Annotated in this window: 16 protein-coding genes and 2 pseudogenes; 6 read left to right on the top strand and 12 right to left on the bottom strand. The window is 65.6% G+C overall.

Annotation, left to right across the window (positions count from 1 at the left end; genetic code table 11):
* The first annotated feature begins 134 nt into the window (after nucleotides 1-134).
* From AC1D3B_RS25295 to AC1D3B_RS25280, 4 genes and pseudogenes are all read left to right on the top strand, one after another.
* Nucleotides 135-395 carry a hypothetical protein gene (locus AC1D3B_RS25295; RefSeq protein ID WP_478193428.1) on the top strand — a complete coding sequence of 87 codons (261 nt, stop codon included), beginning with the start codon at nucleotides 135-137 and terminating at the stop codon, nucleotides 393-395.
* Nucleotides 396-424: 29 nt separating this feature from the next.
* Nucleotides 425-1,248, top strand: a pseudogene (locus AC1D3B_RS25290) (GTP 3',8-cyclase MoaA); the annotation flags it as partial.
* Between the two features lie 56 nt (nucleotides 1,249-1,304).
* Nucleotides 1,305-1,436 carry a hypothetical protein gene (locus AC1D3B_RS25285; protein WP_478193427.1) on the top strand — a complete coding sequence of 44 codons (132 nt, stop codon included), beginning with the start codon at nucleotides 1,305-1,307 and terminating at the stop codon, nucleotides 1,434-1,436.
* 64 nt (nucleotides 1,437-1,500) lie between these two features.
* Nucleotides 1,501-2,160 (top strand): annotated as a pseudogene (locus AC1D3B_RS25280) (IS6 family transposase).
* A gap of 216 nt (nucleotides 2,161-2,376) precedes the next feature.
* On the opposite strand, the gene AC1D3B_RS25275 reads toward AC1D3B_RS25280, so the two are convergent.
* From AC1D3B_RS25275 to AC1D3B_RS25225, 11 genes are all read right to left on the bottom strand, one after another.
* The gene (locus AC1D3B_RS25275) at nucleotides 2,377-3,945 is read right to left on the bottom strand and encodes a malonate--CoA ligase (RefSeq protein WP_478193426.1); all 1,569 of its coding nucleotides are present in this window, start codon (nucleotides 3,943-3,945) and stop codon (nucleotides 2,377-2,379) included.
* Between the two features lie 69 nt (nucleotides 3,946-4,014).
* Complete coding sequence (locus AC1D3B_RS25270) at nucleotides 4,015-5,259, bottom strand: MFS transporter (protein ID WP_478193425.1); 1,245 nt, start codon at nucleotides 5,257-5,259, stop codon at nucleotides 4,015-4,017.
* Nucleotides 5,260-5,283: 24 nt separating this feature from the next.
* Entirely contained in the window at nucleotides 5,284-6,483 is a 1,200-nt protein-coding gene (locus AC1D3B_RS25265; protein ID WP_478193424.1) for a CaiB/BaiF CoA transferase family protein, read from the bottom strand.
* Nucleotides 6,484-6,514: 31 nt separating this feature from the next.
* Complete coding sequence (locus tag AC1D3B_RS25260; protein WP_478193423.1) at nucleotides 6,515-7,321, bottom strand: enoyl-CoA hydratase; 807 nt, start codon at nucleotides 7,319-7,321, stop codon at nucleotides 6,515-6,517.
* 8 nt (nucleotides 7,322-7,329) lie between these two features.
* Entirely contained in the window at nucleotides 7,330-8,409 is a 1,080-nt protein-coding gene (locus tag AC1D3B_RS25255) for an ABC transporter ATP-binding protein (RefSeq protein ID WP_478193422.1), read from the bottom strand.
* Nucleotides 8,406-10,142, bottom strand: a complete 1,737-nt coding sequence (locus tag AC1D3B_RS25250) for an ABC transporter permease (RefSeq protein ID WP_478193421.1) — start codon at nucleotides 10,140-10,142, stop codon at nucleotides 8,406-8,408. Before AC1D3B_RS25250 ends, AC1D3B_RS25255 begins: the two co-directional genes overlap by 4 nt.
* Before the next feature lie 20 nt (nucleotides 10,143-10,162).
* Nucleotides 10,163-11,200: an ABC transporter substrate-binding protein gene (locus AC1D3B_RS25245; RefSeq protein WP_478193420.1), complete on the bottom strand. Its 1,038-nt coding sequence runs from the start codon at nucleotides 11,198-11,200 to the stop codon at nucleotides 10,163-10,165.
* 43 nt (nucleotides 11,201-11,243) lie between these two features.
* Entirely contained in the window at nucleotides 11,244-12,002 is a 759-nt protein-coding gene (gene fabG / locus AC1D3B_RS25240; protein ID WP_478193419.1) for a 3-oxoacyl-ACP reductase FabG, read from the bottom strand.
* A complete protein-coding gene (locus AC1D3B_RS25235; protein ID WP_478193418.1) occupies nucleotides 11,999-12,448 on the bottom strand; it encodes a MaoC family dehydratase in 450 nt (149 codons plus the stop codon). Before AC1D3B_RS25235 ends, fabG begins: the two co-directional genes overlap by 4 nt.
* Nucleotides 12,445-12,846, bottom strand: a complete 402-nt coding sequence (locus tag AC1D3B_RS25230) for a Zn-ribbon domain-containing OB-fold protein (RefSeq protein ID WP_478193417.1) — start codon at nucleotides 12,844-12,846, stop codon at nucleotides 12,445-12,447. Before AC1D3B_RS25230 ends, AC1D3B_RS25235 begins: the two co-directional genes overlap by 4 nt.
* Nucleotides 12,847-12,854: 8 nt before the next feature.
* Entirely contained in the window at nucleotides 12,855-14,018 is a 1,164-nt protein-coding gene (locus AC1D3B_RS25225; protein ID WP_478193416.1) for an acetyl-CoA acetyltransferase, read from the bottom strand.
* 208 nt (nucleotides 14,019-14,226) lie between these two features.
* Here AC1D3B_RS25225 and AC1D3B_RS25220 point away from each other — a divergent pair, with 208 nt between their 5' ends.
* Together AC1D3B_RS25220 and AC1D3B_RS25215 are read left to right on the top strand one after the other, a co-directional pair.
* Nucleotides 14,227-14,721, top strand: a complete 495-nt coding sequence (locus AC1D3B_RS25220; protein ID WP_478193415.1) for a thioesterase family protein — start codon at nucleotides 14,227-14,229, stop codon at nucleotides 14,719-14,721.
* A 142-nt stretch (nucleotides 14,722-14,863) separates the two neighbouring features.
* Nucleotides 14,864-15,772, top strand: a complete 909-nt coding sequence (locus AC1D3B_RS25215) for a LysR family transcriptional regulator (RefSeq protein ID WP_478193414.1) — start codon at nucleotides 14,864-14,866, stop codon at nucleotides 15,770-15,772.
* A 25-nt stretch (nucleotides 15,773-15,797) separates the two neighbouring features.
* Here AC1D3B_RS25215 and AC1D3B_RS25210 read toward each other — a convergent pair.
* Nucleotides 15,798-16,019: aldehyde dehydrogenase family protein (locus AC1D3B_RS25210; RefSeq protein ID WP_478192646.1), on the bottom strand; the 222-nt coding region annotated here is incomplete at its 5' end.

The following is a 16,019-nucleotide window of genomic DNA, read 5'->3' as shown; positions in this document are numbered from 1 at the left end:
TTGGTGGTTAATTTGGATTGATTCGCACCATTTTACCGATGATTGGATCCAGAATAGGAATTTTCAGGACCATACCGATCTAATATGGATTGATTCTGACTTGCCTCATGCCTTTCGGGAGCGATGGAGAGCACATGACCTCACTGCACCTCAGCCACTATGCACTACTCCAGATCGGGCTCGATGCGGGCGAACATGAAATCGAGCACGCCTACTTGCAGCGTCTCGCGGGCCTGCCCAAGGTTGGCTGGCGCCGGCAGCTGTGGCTGTGGGCGACCGGCGAGAGCGAAGAAAGCCTACGGCATGCCAGAGACACCTTGCACGACAAGAACGCCAGGAAACGCTATGACCAGAAACTGGCAGCCGAGCGCTGGCAATGGATCCCGATGACGTGAAACCTGATCCCGGCAGTTCTCGATCATCAATGCGCGTCATCCCGATGCTCAGTCAGCCCGCCGCAGTGCCTTCGCTTGAGGTGGCGGCGTCCAGCAGGCCCGATCCTGGCGCACAGTTGTCGGACCGCCTGGGCCGCCCGCTCACCGACTTGCGCATCAGCGTCACCGACCGCTGCAACTTCCGCTGCAGCTACTGCATGCCCAAGGAGGTATTTGACAAGGACCATGTCTACCTGCCGAATAACGCACTGCTGAGCTTTGAGGAGATCACCCGCACGGCCAGGCTATTCGTGCAGCAGGGCGTGCGCAAGATCCGGCTCACCGGCGGCGAGCCGCTGCTGCGCAAGAACATCGAGCTGCTGGTGGAGCAGCTCGCGCAGATCCGCACAGCGGAAGGCGCCCCCCTGGAGCTCACCCTCACCACTAACGGCTCGCTGCTCTCACGCAAGGCGGCCGCCCTGAAGGCCGCGGGGCTACGCCGTGTCACCGTCAGCCTGGACGGGCTGGACGATACGGTGTTTCGCCGCATGAACGACATCGACTTCCCGGTCGCCGACGTGCTGGCGGGCATCGAGGCCGCGCAGGCCGCAGGCCTCGGTCCGCTAAAGGTCAACATGGTCGTCAAGCGCGGCACCAACGAACGGGAGATCCTACGCATGGCGCGGTACTTCCGCGGCACCGGAGTGGTGCTGCGCTTCATCGAGTACATGGATGTGGGCGCCACCAACGGCTGGCGCATGAACGAAGTGCTGCCCTCGGCCGACGTCATCGCGCGCATCCACGTCGAGTTCCGCTGGTGCCACTGCAGCCCTCCACACCCGGCGAGACGGCGCAGCGCTGGGCCTATGCCGAAACCGGCCACGCCGATGACAAGGCGCCGCGCCGCGTCGAGATGAGCTACATCGGCGGATGATGCAGGCGCCCGCCATGCCCGCGCAGACCATCGCGCCTGCCGACATCACGGGATTGCTGCTGGCCGGCGGACGCGGCACGCGCATGGGCAGCGTCGACGGTTCTGTCGCGCTAAGCCGAGGTTGGTAAGCTGAGGCGGAACTGTTGACTGGACGAAAACGTGATCGAGGCTTTGCGCAAGGTGATCAAGCGGATGCATTACCCGCTGGAGGTGATGCTGGTGTGCGCGCGATGGTACGCGGCCTATCCGCTGAGCCTGCGGCACATTGAATAGATGATGGCCGAGCGCGGCGTATCTGTCGATCACGCCACGGTCCATCGCTGGGCGATCAAGATACTGCCCATACTGGCGTCGGTGTTCCGGCGACGCAAACGCCGCGTGGGCACGAGTTGGCGAATGGACGAAATCTATATCAAGGTCGCCGGCCAGTGGAAGTATCTGCACCGCGCCGTGGATCGAGACGGCGACACCGTTGACTTTCTGCTGCGCGCCAAGAGAGACCGCGCTGCCGCACGTCGTTTCCTGGAGCAGGCCATCGGACTGCATGGCGTGCCCGAGAAGATCACCATCGACAAGAGCGGCGCCAACACGGCTGTCATCCAGAGCGTCAACGATGACGCCGGGGTGGCCATCGAACTGCGGCAGAGCAAATACCTCAATAACGTCGTGGAGCAGGACCATCGCGCGATCAAACGTGTCGTGCGTCCCATGCTGGGGTTCAAGTCCTTTCGCTGCGCACGTATCCTGATTGCCGGCATTGAGTTGATGCACATGATCAAGAAGGGCCAACTCCACCGCGCCCAAAGCCAAGCCTCGCCCGCGGCATCGCAGTTTTATTTGCTGGCTTTCTGAGCGACACCGAGAAACCGCGCTCGCTCAGGCCGGCGCTGCTATTGCGACAGAGCCAGTGCTGTTCGGAAAGACGCAGTACATGAAGCGCTGACCGGGTGCGTTGCACTCGGTGCTCTCGCCTCACCGGGGTAGGCATTCTCGACGTCAAGATCAAAGTCGCGGGACAATGCCCTGTCACTCCTATGCCTGCAGCTCGACCCCCAGGCGCCTCCCGGATCACTCCACGGACTGCGTCTCTGCCGGGGACTGGAAGAACAGGGGCCGGAACCGTTCGCGAAGCAGATTCTTCTGCACCTTTCCCATCACATTGCGCGGCAGCGCGTCCACCTCGAAACAACGCTTCGGCACCTTGAAGTTGGCGAGCCTGGTCCTGAGGCGCGAAAGGATGTCTGCCTCTTGCAGCTGCGCCCCTGCCCTCACAACGACCACCGCCACGCCGACCTCGCCAAAATCCGGATGCGGCAGGCCGACCACTGCGCTCTCGACAACCTCCGGCAGTTCATCGAGGCAGCGCTCGATCTCGGCCGGATAGACGTTATAGCCGCCGCTGATGATCAAGTCCTTGCTTCTTCCGACAATGGAGAGATAGCCGGCGCCATCGATCCTGCCCACGTCTCCGGTCTTGAAGAATCCGTCCCCCGTGAACTCCTCACGCGTCTTCTCCGGCATACGCCAATAGCCACTGAAAACGCTCGGCCCCTTGACTTCGATGCCGCCGATCTCATCCACTGCCGAACGCCGGCCGTCCTGCGCCACACGCAATTGCACGCCGGGCAGTGCGTGGCCGACAGTTCCCGCCCTCCGGCGGCCTGCTGCGTGATGGTAGGGATTGGAACTCAGCATGAGGGTCTCGCTCATTCCATAGCGCTCGACGATCTCGTGGCCCGTACGAGCCGACCAGGCGTGGAATGTCTCGACCTGCAACGGCGCCGATCCGGCCAGGAACAAGCGCATGTTGCGCACGGCATCGCGATCCAGGCCAGGATCGGCCAGCAGGCGCGTGTAGAGCGTGGGCACGCCCATGAAGACACTGGCTTCGGGCATCCTGCGCAGCACGGACTTCGGCTCGAACTTGTCGAACCAGATCATCCGGCTGCCGCTGATGAGCGCACCGTGGAGGGCCACGAAAAGACCGTGCACATGGAAAATGGGCAGCGCATGGATGAGCACGTCGCCAGGCCGCCAGCCCCAGTAGTCCTTGAGGACCAGCGCGTTGGACAACAGGTTGCCATGACTGAGCATGGCACCCTTGCTGCGTCCGGTAGTGCCGCTCGTATAGATGATGGATGCGAGATCGGTGCCGCGTCGCGCCACGGCCTCGTGCGCGGCCGGCATTGCCGCCGAGCGCTCCAGCAACGAGCCCGTCTGGTCGTCGTCGAGGGTGAAGAGATGCGCTACGCCGGCCTCACGCGCGACATCGTCGACCCACGCGGCATTGCGAGACGCGCAGACCACCACGGCCGGCCCCGCGTTCTCGATGAAGTAGGCGATCTCCGCGCTCTGGTAGGCGATGTTGAGCGGCACGAACACGAGGCCTGCACGCAGCGTTGCAAGATAGAGCAGCATCGCCTCCACCGACTTGTCGACCTGCACCGCGACGCGGGAGCCCGCGGGCAGCGCCAGCGCGTCGAGCAGGTTGGCGATCTGCGCCGTCGCAACGTCGATGTCACGCCACGTGTAGCGGGTCCCGTTGGCGGTGTCGATGGCCAAGGCACTCAGCTCGGAAGGAAAGGCGGCGCGCAAGGCCGAGAAGAGGCTTTCGTTGACAAAGGGTTCCGATGGCATGGTGGATTCCCGAAAAAGGTGAGATAAGGAAGGGGCAGCAAATGAGCAACTGCCGAGTCCTGCGAAGTGTCAAGGGCGTCTTCGCGCGGGACAATCAGTTTCTGTGCATCGCTCGGATGCGCTGCATGCACCTTTCAGCGCACAGGCGCCCAGAAGCGCGGAAGACAACGCGAGGCATATCGCCAGCGCCGAAGGCCCCCAAAACGACATCGCCAACGCGACGACCACAGGGCCTACCACGGAGCCTGCCGACCAACTGGCAAGCAGCGCGCTCGACAAGCCGACAGCTCCCTGGCCCTTGCCGGCGATCGTGAGCTGCGACGCATGCGCGAGCGACAGTGCATACATGGGCAGTACCGTGCCACCAAGCAGTGCCGCCAAGGCCGAAAATCCTGGCGCCATCGAGGGACCCGGCTGCCATGCGAACAGCCCCAGGGAGGCAGACGCGGAAACTGCAGCACAGGCGCCTATCACGCGCAAACCGCCGTGCCTGTCCACAGCGGCGCCCAGGGGCCACTGCGTCAGAAGACAGCCTGCCTGGGCCGCCGCGGCCAGCAATGCGGCGGTCTTCGCGTCGAAGCCCCGCGCCTGGGCGTAGACCGGCATTATTGCGATCAGAACGCCGCCGACCAGCCCGGCGTGGAGCGCCGCAGCGAGGCCGAGCGGCGATGCCCTCCAGATCTGGCGCATCGGCAGCCATGCCACGCCCGGCGGCGGCGGGGCGACCGCACGCGTCAGCCCGACCGGCACGAGCGAGATCGCGAACAGGAGGCCGATCAAGCCGAATGCCGCGAACGACCCTGCCAGCGTGAGCCATGCCGACGCCAGTTGCCCGCCGATCTGACTCAGCCTGTTCAGCACGTTGTAGAGGCCGAAGACGTGTCCGCGCAACGCGGGCGCGGTGCGCTCGTTGATCCAGCTTTCGTACACCACCGCGACGCATGCGCCCGCGATGCCCATCAGGAACCGGATGCCGCTCCAGGCGGCCGGACTCGGCGCCAGCCACAGCGCGAGCGTGAGCATCGCCTGCGACACCGCGCAGATCGAAAAGGTCCAGATATGGCCGATCTGCCGAACCATTCGCACGGCCATGAAGCAGCCGAAGAGGAAGCCGGCGGCAAAGGCCGATGAAACCGCCCCGATCCATGCGGTGGCGGCTCCCGCCGCGAGCATGTGCAGCGGCAGGTAGACCTGAAGTGCCCCGTGGGCCGCCTGATTGAACAGGGCCGCGCCGATGATCGCAGCCAGCGAGGCGAGCGCGGACATGGTGCCGGAAGCACTGGTCCCTTCCTTGCCTGCGCCGTGCCCGTTCATTCTTCGCCGCGATGCGCAGCGGAATCAGATGACGCGGTCGCGCTCGAGGGCGTCGATTTCTTCCTCGCCCATGTCGAGTTCGGCCAGCACTTGCCGGTTGTGCTCGCCCAGCCCAGGAGCGGGCCTCTGCGGCGGGCGGGCGCCGTCGCGCATGTGGATGGGAATGTCGATGAACTTCCTGCCCGATCCGATCGGCACCTCGACCACCATGCGTCGATGCTGCACCTGCGGATCCACCAAGGCCTCCTCGACCGAGTTGATGGCGCTCGCGGGAACGTCCGCGGCATCGAACAGATCCAGCCACTGGGCGCGCGTCTTGCGGCCGAAGACAGCCTTCAGCAGCGGTTCGAGCTCGGCGTGATTGGCCGCGCGCCGCGAACCCGTCGGGAAGCGCTCGTCCGCCAGCAGTTCTTCGATCTCCATGGCCCTGCACATGCGCACCCACTGCTCGTTCGTGTCGACGCAGACCGCGATCGGGCGATCCAGCGTCGCGAAGGCCTGGAATGGCGCGATCAGCGGGTGCCGGCTGCCAAGGGCCTTCGGGATATCGTCGTTGTTCAGGTAGCGCGCGACCGCGTTCTCCATCAAGGCCAACTGGCAGTCGAGCATGGCGATATCGATGGCCTCCGCGCGGCCGGTACTGCTGCGCTGCTGGAGCGCCGCCAAGATGCCGACAGCCGCGAAAAGGCTCGCGCCGATGTCACCGATGGACGCGCCCACGCGGCACGGCCCACCGCCCGGCTCGCCGGTGATGCTCATCATTCCCGACAGCGCCTGCGCCACGACGTCGAAGGCCGGCTTGTGGCGGTAGGGGCCGTCCTGGCCGAAGCCCGAGATGGAGGTGTAGATCAGGCGCGGATTGATCTTCGCCAGGTCTTCCTTGCCGAGTCCGAGTCGGTCCATGACCCCCGCCCGGTTGTTTTCGACCAGCACGTCGCAGGTGGCCGCGATCTTCTCGAAGAGCGCCTTGCCGCGCGGATCCTTGAGGTTGATCGTGACGCTTCGCTTGTTCCGATTGACGCTCAGGAAATAGATGCTCTCTTCGTCGACCATCGGCTCGATGATCCGGGTGAAGTCGCCGCTCTGGGGCCTTTCGATCTTGATCACGTCGGCGCCCAGCGCACCCAGCAGCCAGGTGCAATAGGGCCCCGCCAGCATGTGCGTCACGTCGAGCACGCGCACGCCGGCAAGCGGGCCCCGCGCGTTCTCCTGTGTTTCTGTCATTCCAGCTTCCTTGTGTTGTTTCGGGCTTCGTTCAGGCGCCGGTGAAGACCGGCGCACGTTTCTGCATGAAGGCGGAGATGCCTTCCTCGTAGTCGCTGGAGAGGTAGCACGCGAGCAGCAGGTCGTCGTCCGCGTCCTTGGGCAGCGAGGCATCGCGAAGGCGGCGAAGCGCTTCCTTGGTCGCCCACAGCGTCAGCGGCGCGAGCGTGGCCAGATGGTCGCCGATCTCCTGCGCGCGTTGCAGCAGGCGGTCTTCGGCCTGCACCACTTCACGCACTGCGCCGGCAGCCAGCGCAGCCGAAGCGTCCAGCAGCGCAGCGTCGAACACCATGTCCTTCGTCCGTGCGTAGCCGATCATCCCGACCAGCCGCGCATAGTTCTTGATGGACAGGCAGTTGCCGACCGTTCGTGCGATAGGAAAGCCGAAGCGCAACGACGGCGCCGCGATCCGGATGTCACAGGCTGCGGCCATCAGCGCGCCGACGCCGACGCAGGCACCGGCCATGGCCGAGATAGTGGGCACGCGCAGCTGCTCCAGCGACTCCAGCATGTCTTCGGAGTTGACCTCCATCGCCATCGAGCTCACCGCAGAGTTGGCGTCCCCGAGGTCACCCATGTCCTGGCCCGCCACGAACGCCGGCTTGCTGCCCGGTGCCCCGGTCAGCACCACGGCACGAACGTCCTTGTCCGCGCCGAGCTCCCGGAAGAGGCCGGTCAAGGCGCTCTCCATCTCGTGGGTCAGCGCATTGCGGGCGGCTGGACGGTTGAAGATGATCCATTCGGTGGCGCCCTGGCGCTTGCGCACGATGGCTTGGTTGGCGGGCAGGTCTTGCAGCATGGGGGCTTTCAGGCTTGGCTGAGGGAGAGCACCTGGCAGTCGTCGACCGGCAGGCAGGCGGTGAGGTCCGCACCGACTTCGGCGCGGACCCGCGGCGGCACGTGGATGCGCAGGACCTGGTCCTGCGCCGTACGCAGCGAGACGTCGCGGTATTCGCCGAGATAGGACGAACGCACGACGGTGCCTCGCAGAAGATTGCAGTTCGGCGCAGCGTCCGGCGCGTCCCCGGCCAGCGTGACCTTGGACGGGCGAATGCACAGCGACACCGCGCTGCCGTCTGCCAGTGGCGCGCTGGCGCGGCCCAGCAGCACCTGGTCGCCGAAGCCGACGCGGCCCGCGCCGAGATAGCGCCCGCGCAGCTCGTTGTTGCTGCCGATGAAGGTGGCAACGAAGGCATTCGCAGGTCGATCGAACAGCTCTTCGGGTGTACCCAGCTGCTCGACGCGCCCGGCGTGCATGACCGCCACGCGGTCGGCAGTGGCCAGCGCGTCGGCCTGGTCGTGGGTGACCAGCACGGTCGTGATGCCCAGCGCCTCGTGGACCCGGCGAATCTCGAAGCGCATCTCCTCGCGCAGGCTGGCGTCGAGGTTCGAGAGCGGTTCGTCGAGCAGCAGGATCCGGGGCTCAACCGCGAGCGCACGGGCGAGGGCCACGCGCTGCTGCTGGCCGCCTGAGAGCTCGGACGGGTAGCGATCGCGCAAGGCGTTCAGCTGTACCGTCTGCAGCACCATCTTCAGCCGCTGCCCGATCTCGGCGGAAGAATACTTCTTCAGCTTGAGACCAAAGGCCACGTTCTCGGCCACCGTCTTGTGCGGCCACACGGCGTAGTTCTGGAACACCAGCGAGACGCCGCGTTTCTCGGGGCCCACCACCTGCCGCGCACTGGAGAGCAGCTGATCGTCGGCCCAGATCTCGCCAGCGGTTGGCTGTTCGAACCCGGCCAGCAACTGCAACGTGGTCGACTTGCCGCATCCGGAAGGGCCCAGCAGCGCGAGCAATGTGCCGTTTTCGATGGCCATGTCAATGTCGTGAAGGGCGCGCTGCGCGCCGAAGTCCTTGCGCAACTTCGCGATGCGGATGCTGCTCATGCCATCACCTCCGTGGTCCTGAGCGCATGGCGCGCGGCGCGCCGGGCACCGATGCGTGCGCCGCCCGCCGTGGCCAGCCGCGCGACTGCGACGAGGACGATGGTGCTGACGACCAGCAGCACGCTCATGGCGCAGAGAGTCTCGTAGTTGCCGCCGTCCTTGGCGTTGTAGATGAGCGTTGTCATGACATTGGTCTTGGGAGTGACAAGGAAGATCGCGACCGACAGCTCCCTGATGATGGGAATGAAGACCAGCAGCCACGCCGCGATCAGTCCGTTGCGCAGCAGTGGCGCCGTGATGTGCGCGAATGCCTGCACTTCCGTAGCGCCAAGGCTTCGCGCCACGCGTTCGAGGTCGGGCGAAATGCCCTTGATCAGCGCGGAGCCCTGGGTGAACGCGATCGGAAGAAAGGTGGCCGAAAAGGCCGCGATCAGGATCCACGGCGTGCCGTAGAGGCCGAATGGCGCCTTGGCGTAGGCCGCGAAGAAGCCCACCGACAGCACCACGCCCGGGATGACGATGGGCAGGGTGGCCAGCCCCGCCAGCAGCCCCGTGAAGCGCACCGACTTGCGCTCGACCAGGTAGGCGACCACCGTACCCAGCAGCACGCAGATAGTGGCGCCCGCGATCGCGAAGCCGAAGGAATTGAAAATAGCAGTGCGTGTCTCGACGTTGCCGGTCAGCAGCAGCACGTACCAGTCGAGCGTGAGGTTGTCAAAGCCGAGGCCCCGGCCCCAGGCCTTGCTGAGCGACACGACCAGCAGCGCCGCATAGGGCAGCACGATGGCCGTCAGCGGCACGAGCAGCGCGAACGCGAAGGCGGGCCAGCGCCATCTCTTCAGCGCAATACGCTTCGTGCCGCGTGCCTTGCCGGAGATCACCGTGAAGCGGCGGCGTCCCAGGATGCGCCGCCGCACCAGGAAGAGCGCCGAGGTGATCAGCAGCAAGGGAACGCAATAGGCCGCGGCCAGAAACAGCTCCGGGGGAAACTGTTGGTACAGCTCGGCGAGCCGCGTCGTGACCACCTGCACGCCGCTCGGTCCGAGCAGGAAGGCCGGGACGCCGAACAGGGTCAGGCCCTGGATGAACGAGAGGATGAATCCGGCGATGATGGCCGGCATGACCAGCGGGATGGTGACGCTCCCCATGGTCCGCCAGGTGCCGCTGCCGAGCGTGGTCGCGGCGTCCTCGAGCTCAACGGCCATCGATTCGAGCGCGCTGCTCACGATGGTGAAGGTGAACGGCACCGTATAGATCGCGCTGACGAAGACCGCGCCCGTCATCGAATAGATGTCGAACAACGCCGCCTCGCTCCCAGTCATGGAGCGCCAGAGGTTGTTGAGCCAGCCCGAGTTCGGCGCGCCGAGCAGGATCCAGGCCGTGGCGCCGACGAAGGACGGCGTCACGAAAGCGGCCAGCGTGAGCGTCCTCACGAGGCCGCGCGCCGGCAGGTCCGTCCTCGACACCAGCCAGGCGACCGGCACGCCGATCAGCACCGACACGATCGCCACCACGGTGGCGAGCAGCAGCGAATTGAGGATCGGACCGATCAGGTCGCCCTGCGTCAGGATGCGGGCGTAGTTGCCCAGGGTCCACGCCTTGGTCAAGTCATCGTGGACGCTGTTGAAGAGGATCCAGCCGAAGGGCTGGACCACCAGGAACCACAGGCAGACCGTCACCACCAGGGTGGCGACAACTTTCGATGGTTGAGCGTTGCGAAGGAATCGTGGCACGGGTGCTTTCCTGTCCGTGCTCAGCGCATGATCTCTTTCCACTTCGCGATGCCTTCGGCCACCTCCGCGGCCAGGTTGTCGGGCTTGTTCCGGTACCACTTGATGCTGTCCAGGCTGCGGCCGTCGGCCCATGCGACATCGGTGCGCAGCGTGGGCCAGAAGTTCTTCGAGAGGATCTGCGAAGCCTCCTTCGAGTACAGGAAGCTGTGGTACAGCTTGGCGGCGTTCGGGTGGGGCGCGTTCTTCAGGATGGCCATCACGCCGAGGTTCAGGATCAGGTCGTCGCTCGGCACCGCCACGTCGATCGGGTTGCCGGCGGCCTTCTGGGCCAGCGTATAGCTGAACGGCGCGGCGGCACCGACCAGGCGCTCGCCCGAGAGGATGTCCGTCACCGTGTCGACGTTCGACTGGCCGATCTTCGGCCGCTGCCGGGCCAACCGGCGCAGGAAGTCGTCGCCGTACTTCGAGCGCATCGCGACCACCCAGCTGGCGACGTCGCCGGAAGCCGCCGGACTGCCGATCGTGATCTTGCCTTGCCATTCGTCGTCCAGCAACGCGAGCCAGCTCGCCGGCGGCTTGCGCACCTTGGCGGACTGGAAATTGATGCTGGTCAGGCTGATCGCGCCCAACGTGAAGGCGGAATCCGGATCGAGCTTGCGCACGCCGGCCGGAACCATGTCGAGGCCGCGCGGCTCGTACGGCAGCAACGCGTTGGCCTTCTTCAGGTCGATGAAATGAAGGATGTTCGTCGTGCCGAGCGAATCGCACTCGGCCACGTCGTTCTGCAGTTCGAGCCGCAGCCGGTTGTAGACCGTCTGCGATCCCTGGCGAAGCAGACTGACCTCGATGCCCGGGTAGCGGGCTTTGAAGGCATCGCGGAATTCCTCTGCCGTCTTCTGTTCGTACGAGCCCCAGTAGAGCGCGAGCTTGCCCTCCTTCTTGGCGGCTGCATAGAGCTCGTCTTCCTGCGCGAAAGCCGGCACGATGCCGAGGCCTGCGATCGCCCCCAAGGCGACGCCGGATTGGACGAGACGACGGCGCGAGAGCTTGTCGGACATGATGTTTCCTAGATTGAAGAGCTGAAAGAACGAGCTGAGAAAACTAGTAGTCGCCCGTGGTGGCACCGCCATCCACGACGATGGTCTGGCCCGTGATGAAGCTGGCATCGTCCGAGGCCAGAAAGGCGACCACGGACGCGATTTCCGCAGGCTCGCCGATCCGGCCCAGCGGCGTGCGCTGAACCCACTCCTGGCGCACGGCGTCGGGCACCCCATGCGTGATCGAGGTGTTGACCACGCCTGGGGCCACCGCGTTCACAAGAATGCCCCTCTTGCCGCCTTCCAGCGCCGCCGTGTGGGTCAGACCGAGGAGTCCCGCCTTCGCTGCCGAATAGTTGGCCTGGCCGAAGGTACCAAAGACGGCGGTCGAGGCAATGTTGACGATGCGCCCCCAGCCGCTCTTGTCGATGGCGGCGAACGCGGCTTGGCAGCCCAGCCAGCTGCCGCGCAGGCAGACGTCCATCACCGCGTTCCATTCATCGTCGGACATCTTGCCCAGCGAACGATCGCGCACGATGCCGGCCACGTTGACGAGAATCTGCCAGCCCTGGAAGGCCGGCGCCAGCGAAGCGACGGCGGCATCCCAGCTTGCGCGGCTGGAGACATCCAGCTCGACCGCCGTGGCCGCATGCCCCTGAGCGACCAATTTTGCGGCGAGTGCCGCTGCGCCGGACGAAGGAAGGTCGGCAACGATGACGGCGGCGCCCTCCTGTGCAAGGCGCCGGCAGACGGCCGCGCCGATACCACCGCCGCCGCCCGTGACCAGTGCGGTACGGCCCGCGAGTCGATGTTCCCGCGTCATGCCGCCCCCTTCCGGAACAATGCGAACACGTCTTCGCCTTCCTGCACCACCGTGTCATCCTGCTTGCGCAGCGAAATGCCGACCCGCACGATCCCGCGGTCGTCCTTCGACGTGCTGTTGCGGGCTTCCAGCACCGTGCCGACGTAGTGCAGGGTATCGCCGGCGAACACCGGGTTTACGAATTTGCGCCGGGTCTCGAGGAAGGCCAGCATCGCCCATTGGTCCACCTCCGAGCGCATGCCGGTGCTCATGGCGTGCGACAGCATGCCGTGCGCGATCCTGCGCCCGAAAGGCGTGTCCCTGGCGGCCTCCGCATCCATGTGGAGCGGATTGAAGTCGCCCGTCAGGCCTGCAAACCAGACGATGTGCGCTTCGGTGATCGTGACGCGGCTCGAGGTGAAAGTCTGTCCCGCTGCAATGTCGTCAAGGTAGATGGTGGGGGTCATGCGGCTGCGGCTGGTTTGAAGAATGGGAGGGTGAGGGTGTCGTCCACCTGTTCAAAGTCCACTTGCACGGCCATGCCGATCGCGATCTCGTGCTCCTCGATGCCCTTGAGCGTGCAGAAGAACATCACGCCTTCCTCGAGCTCCACGATGGCGCAGGTGTAGGCGGGACGGCGCGGACCGTTGCCGCGGTGGATAACGGTGAAAGAGAAGAGCGTGCCGCGACCGCTGGCTTCGACCCAGACCGGCCGGTATTCCGGCGCATGGAGGGAGTGCGCGCGCGGGTACCACTGGTATTTGCCCGTGGCCGGGCATTGCTGGATCAGCAGCTTGCGCGACCGGGCCGCCTGCCAGTAGGGCTCGCTGGTTTCGTCGTGCACGGGGTGGGTTCGTTCTGTCACAGCGGTTCCTAGATGGTCAGGATGGCAGTGGCTGCAGCACAAAAGGTGCCGCCCAGTCCGTGCGCCAGCGCCACTTCCGCATCGGGCACCTGCACGCCGGGTCCCTCACCGCGCAGTTGGCGCGTGCTTTCGATCAGCGTGAAGATGCCGCGCTTGCCAGGGTGGTTCGAAGACAGGCCGCCGCCATCGGTATTGCACGGCAGCCGCCCCCCCAGGGTGAGGTTGCCGTCCTGCACGAAGGGGCCGCTCTCTCCTGGGGCGCAGAAGCCCAGGTCTTCCAGCGCCAGCATCGGCGTGATGGTGAAGGCGTCGTAGAGCTGCGCGACATCGACGTCCGACGGCGTCAGCCCCGCCATCGCGAAGGCGCGTGATCCCGACAGGGTCGCCGGCGTACGCAGGTCGCGGTCGATCTGGCTGATCTGCGTGCGGTGGATCGCAGCGCCGAAGCCCGCCACATGCACCGGCCGCCTCCTCAGATCGCGCGCCCTTTCGCGGCTGGCGAGCACCACGGCACCGCCGCCGTCGGTCACCACGCAGCAGTCCAGTCGCCGCAGCGGGGAGGCTACCAGCGGCGAGGCGACCACGTCTTCGACGGTGATCGGAGTGCGCATGCGGGCATCCGGGTTGCCCGCCGCATGCTGACGGAAGGTCACCGCGACCTGCGCCAGTTGCTCGCGCGTTGTGCCGTAGCGATGCATGTGGCGCCGGGTGAACAGCGCGTAGGTCGATATCAGCGTCGGGTCGTAGGGAAGTTCGTACTGGCCCGGACCCGCAGGGAACACGAACGGATCGAAAGAGGGCGTCTTCAACGGCCACCAACGCGGGCAGGCGGCATAGCTGATGACCACGACCTCCGCCTGTCCCGTGGCGATCGCGGTGGCGGCGCGGCCCAGGTGGACGATGTAGGAACATCCGCCCACGTCGGTGCCGTCGAAATAGGTGGGGCGCAGGCCCGCGTACTCGGCAAACTCGATCACGCTCTCGACCGCGCCGCCTTCTGCCCAGTCGCCCGAGGCGCAGCACAGGCCGTCGACGTCGGAGAGCGACAGGCCCGCGTCTGCCAGAGCCCCGAGCACGCATTCCATCTGCAGCGTAAAGGGATGGACCTGGGGTGCATCCCGCCGGGTGGATTCGTGGATGCCGACGATCGCGGCCTTGCCAGCGACGTTCAAGGGCTCACCCCGCCATGGCTGATACAGAGGCTGTGGTGCATGTTCATCGCCGAATGGTAGAAATGCCCCATCCTCTCAACAAGCAGTTAGCTTGTTCGCGATTGGTGCCTTAAACGCACCAATTGCCGGTCGTCCGCGAATCACAATGCGACGCTGGACCTCGCGAAGACCTCGACCCGAGGGTCTTGACACTCAGGAGCAACGCCCAATGAAGCAAGCAAAAAGTCCCCTGCTGTCCGAAGGCCACGTCGTCAAGCCCGAATGGATCGACGTCTACGGCCACATGAACATGGCGCGCTATGCCGCGCTTTTCGACGAGGTGGGGTTCGCGCTGCTGGATCCGGTCGGAATCGGCGAGACCTACACCCGAACGACCCGGCGCGGTGTATTTACGGTCGACGTGCGCATCCGGTATCTGAAGGAATTGACCGCAGGCGTACCACTGGCGGTCGGCATGCGGCTCGTCGGCGTGGATCCATTGCGCCTGCACAGCTTCCTGGAACTGACGAATCTGCAGACCGGCCAGCTCGCCGCCACCATGGAGCAACTTGCCGTGCACGCGAGCCTCGACAGCCGCTCCGCCCTGCCCTTCGATACGGACCTGCAGGATCACTTGCAATCGGTCGTGAAACAACACGCGAAAGGCGGCGGCCCGGAAGCCGGCGTCTTGGTCCTGAAGTGTGGCGCGTCGCTCGCCCGTTGACTAGGGTCGACCCGGGGACGTGGGCGGCAGATCGAATCGCAGAATAGGCGATCGACGCACTTTGGTGCGTGGAGTGCACCAAATCCGGCTGGCGTCCGGATTTGGCCACGGCACGGAATTTGCCACGCTTGTTCACGACACCATGCCCACTCGCCGCCTGCCTCCGCTGATCACCGTCCGAGCCTTCGATTCCTACAGCCGCATGGGCAGCGTCAGGGCAGCAGCGGACGACCTTTCCGTGTCGCACACGGTGGTGTCGCGCCACATTCAGAATCTGGAAGAGGCGGTCGGCGTCAAGCTGGTCAGGAAGAGCGGCCGCGGGCTGGCCCTCACGCGCGAGGGAGAGCGCTTCGCCGCCAAGGCCCGGCGTGCGTTCGACATCCTGACCGAGGCAACGGCCGAGCTTGCGCATGAGCGCGGCGACGCCATTCACATCTGCTGCATGGCGGGGCTGGCCACGCACAGGCTTCTGGCCCGCCTGCCGGCCCTCGAGGCCAGCCTGACGGGCACGGTCGTCATCTTGCAGCCCACCACTTCGCGCCCGGATTTCGGCAAGGACGAAGCCGACGCCGAAATCATCTATCTCGAGAGCCCCCAGGTTGCGGACGGGCTGAAGGCCGAACTGCTCATGCGGCCCCGCATCATCCCGGTGGCCAGCCCGGCGCTGCTCAGGCGCTTTCCGAAGGTGGCCACATCAGGGCAGTTGCTCCAGCTGCCTCTGTTGCACGAGAAATCGACGGCGCTTTGGGAAAGCTGGCTCGAATCGACGGGCTTGACAGACATTCCGCCGCTGCGAGGCACGCGGCTCTGGCATGGGCACCTCACGCTCGAAGCCGCGCGCCTGGGGCAAGGCGTCGCCCTGGTGAGCGACTCGCTGGCGAGCGACCGCATCGCGGCCGGCGAGCTGGTCGAGGTCGTCAATTCTTGCGTGCGACTCGGCGGCTACTACTTCGTCGCGCCCATCAGCAAGTGGAACGACCCCGTGCTGGCCAAGATTCGCGCCTGGCTCAGCACCACGCTGCTACCGGCTCCGGAACGCGAACAGTCGTGATTGCGCTTCGCGGGCGGAACCCGGCTCAATCCTGAAGGCATACATACTTGAGTTCCAGATAGTCCTCGATGCCATGCCGCGAGCCTTCGCGGCCCAGACCCGACTGCTTGACGCCGCCGAAGGGCGCGACCTCGTTCGAGATCAGCCCGGTGTTGACGCCCACCATGCCGGTCTCGAGCGACTCGCTGACGCGCCGGATGCGGCGCCTGTCCTCGGTGAAGACATAGGCGGCGAGCCCGAACACCGT

The organism is Variovorax sp. P5_A3 (assembly GCF_056400665.1).
This window is presented reverse-complemented; position numbering and strand designations above follow the sequence as displayed.

What these genes read in the sequence shown, in the direction of transcription:
- AC1D3B_RS25245 (WP_478193420.1), bottom strand. Translation starts at nt 11,200, where the DNA reads ATGTCCGACAAGCTCTCGCGCCGTCGTCTCGTCCAATCCGGCGTCGCC.
- AC1D3B_RS25285 (WP_478193427.1), top strand. Translation starts at nt 1,305, where the DNA reads ATGATGCAGGCGCCCGCCATGCCCGCGCAGACCATCGCGCCTGCCGAC.
- AC1D3B_RS25270 (WP_478193425.1), bottom strand. Translation starts at nt 5,259, where the DNA reads ATGAACGGGCACGGCGCAGGCAAGGAAGGGACCAGTGCTTCCGGCACC.
- AC1D3B_RS25235 (WP_478193418.1), bottom strand. Translation starts at nt 12,448, where the DNA reads ATGACCCCCACCATCTACCTTGACGACATTGCAGCGGGACAGACTTTC.
- AC1D3B_RS25220 (WP_478193415.1), top strand. Translation starts at nt 14,227, where the DNA reads ATGAAGCAAGCAAAAAGTCCCCTGCTGTCCGAAGGCCACGTCGTCAAG.
- AC1D3B_RS25260 (WP_478193423.1), bottom strand. Translation starts at nt 7,321, where the DNA reads ATGCTGCAAGACCTGCCCGCCAACCAAGCCATCGTGCGCAAGCGCCAG.
- fabG (WP_478193419.1), bottom strand. Translation starts at nt 12,002, where the DNA reads ATGACGCGGGAACATCGACTCGCGGGCCGTACCGCACTGGTCACGGGC.
- AC1D3B_RS25215 (WP_478193414.1), top strand. Translation starts at nt 14,864, where the DNA reads ATGCCCACTCGCCGCCTGCCTCCGCTGATCACCGTCCGAGCCTTCGAT.
- AC1D3B_RS25265 (WP_478193424.1), bottom strand. Translation starts at nt 6,483, where the DNA reads ATGACAGAAACACAGGAGAACGCGCGGGGCCCGCTTGCCGGCGTGCGC.
- AC1D3B_RS25295 (WP_478193428.1), top strand. Translation starts at nt 135, where the DNA reads ATGACCTCACTGCACCTCAGCCACTATGCACTACTCCAGATCGGGCTC.
- AC1D3B_RS25275 (WP_478193426.1), bottom strand. Translation starts at nt 3,945, where the DNA reads ATGCCATCGGAACCCTTTGTCAACGAAAGCCTCTTCTCGGCCTTGCGC.
- AC1D3B_RS25255 (WP_478193422.1), bottom strand. Translation starts at nt 8,409, where the DNA reads ATGAGCAGCATCCGCATCGCGAAGTTGCGCAAGGACTTCGGCGCGCAG.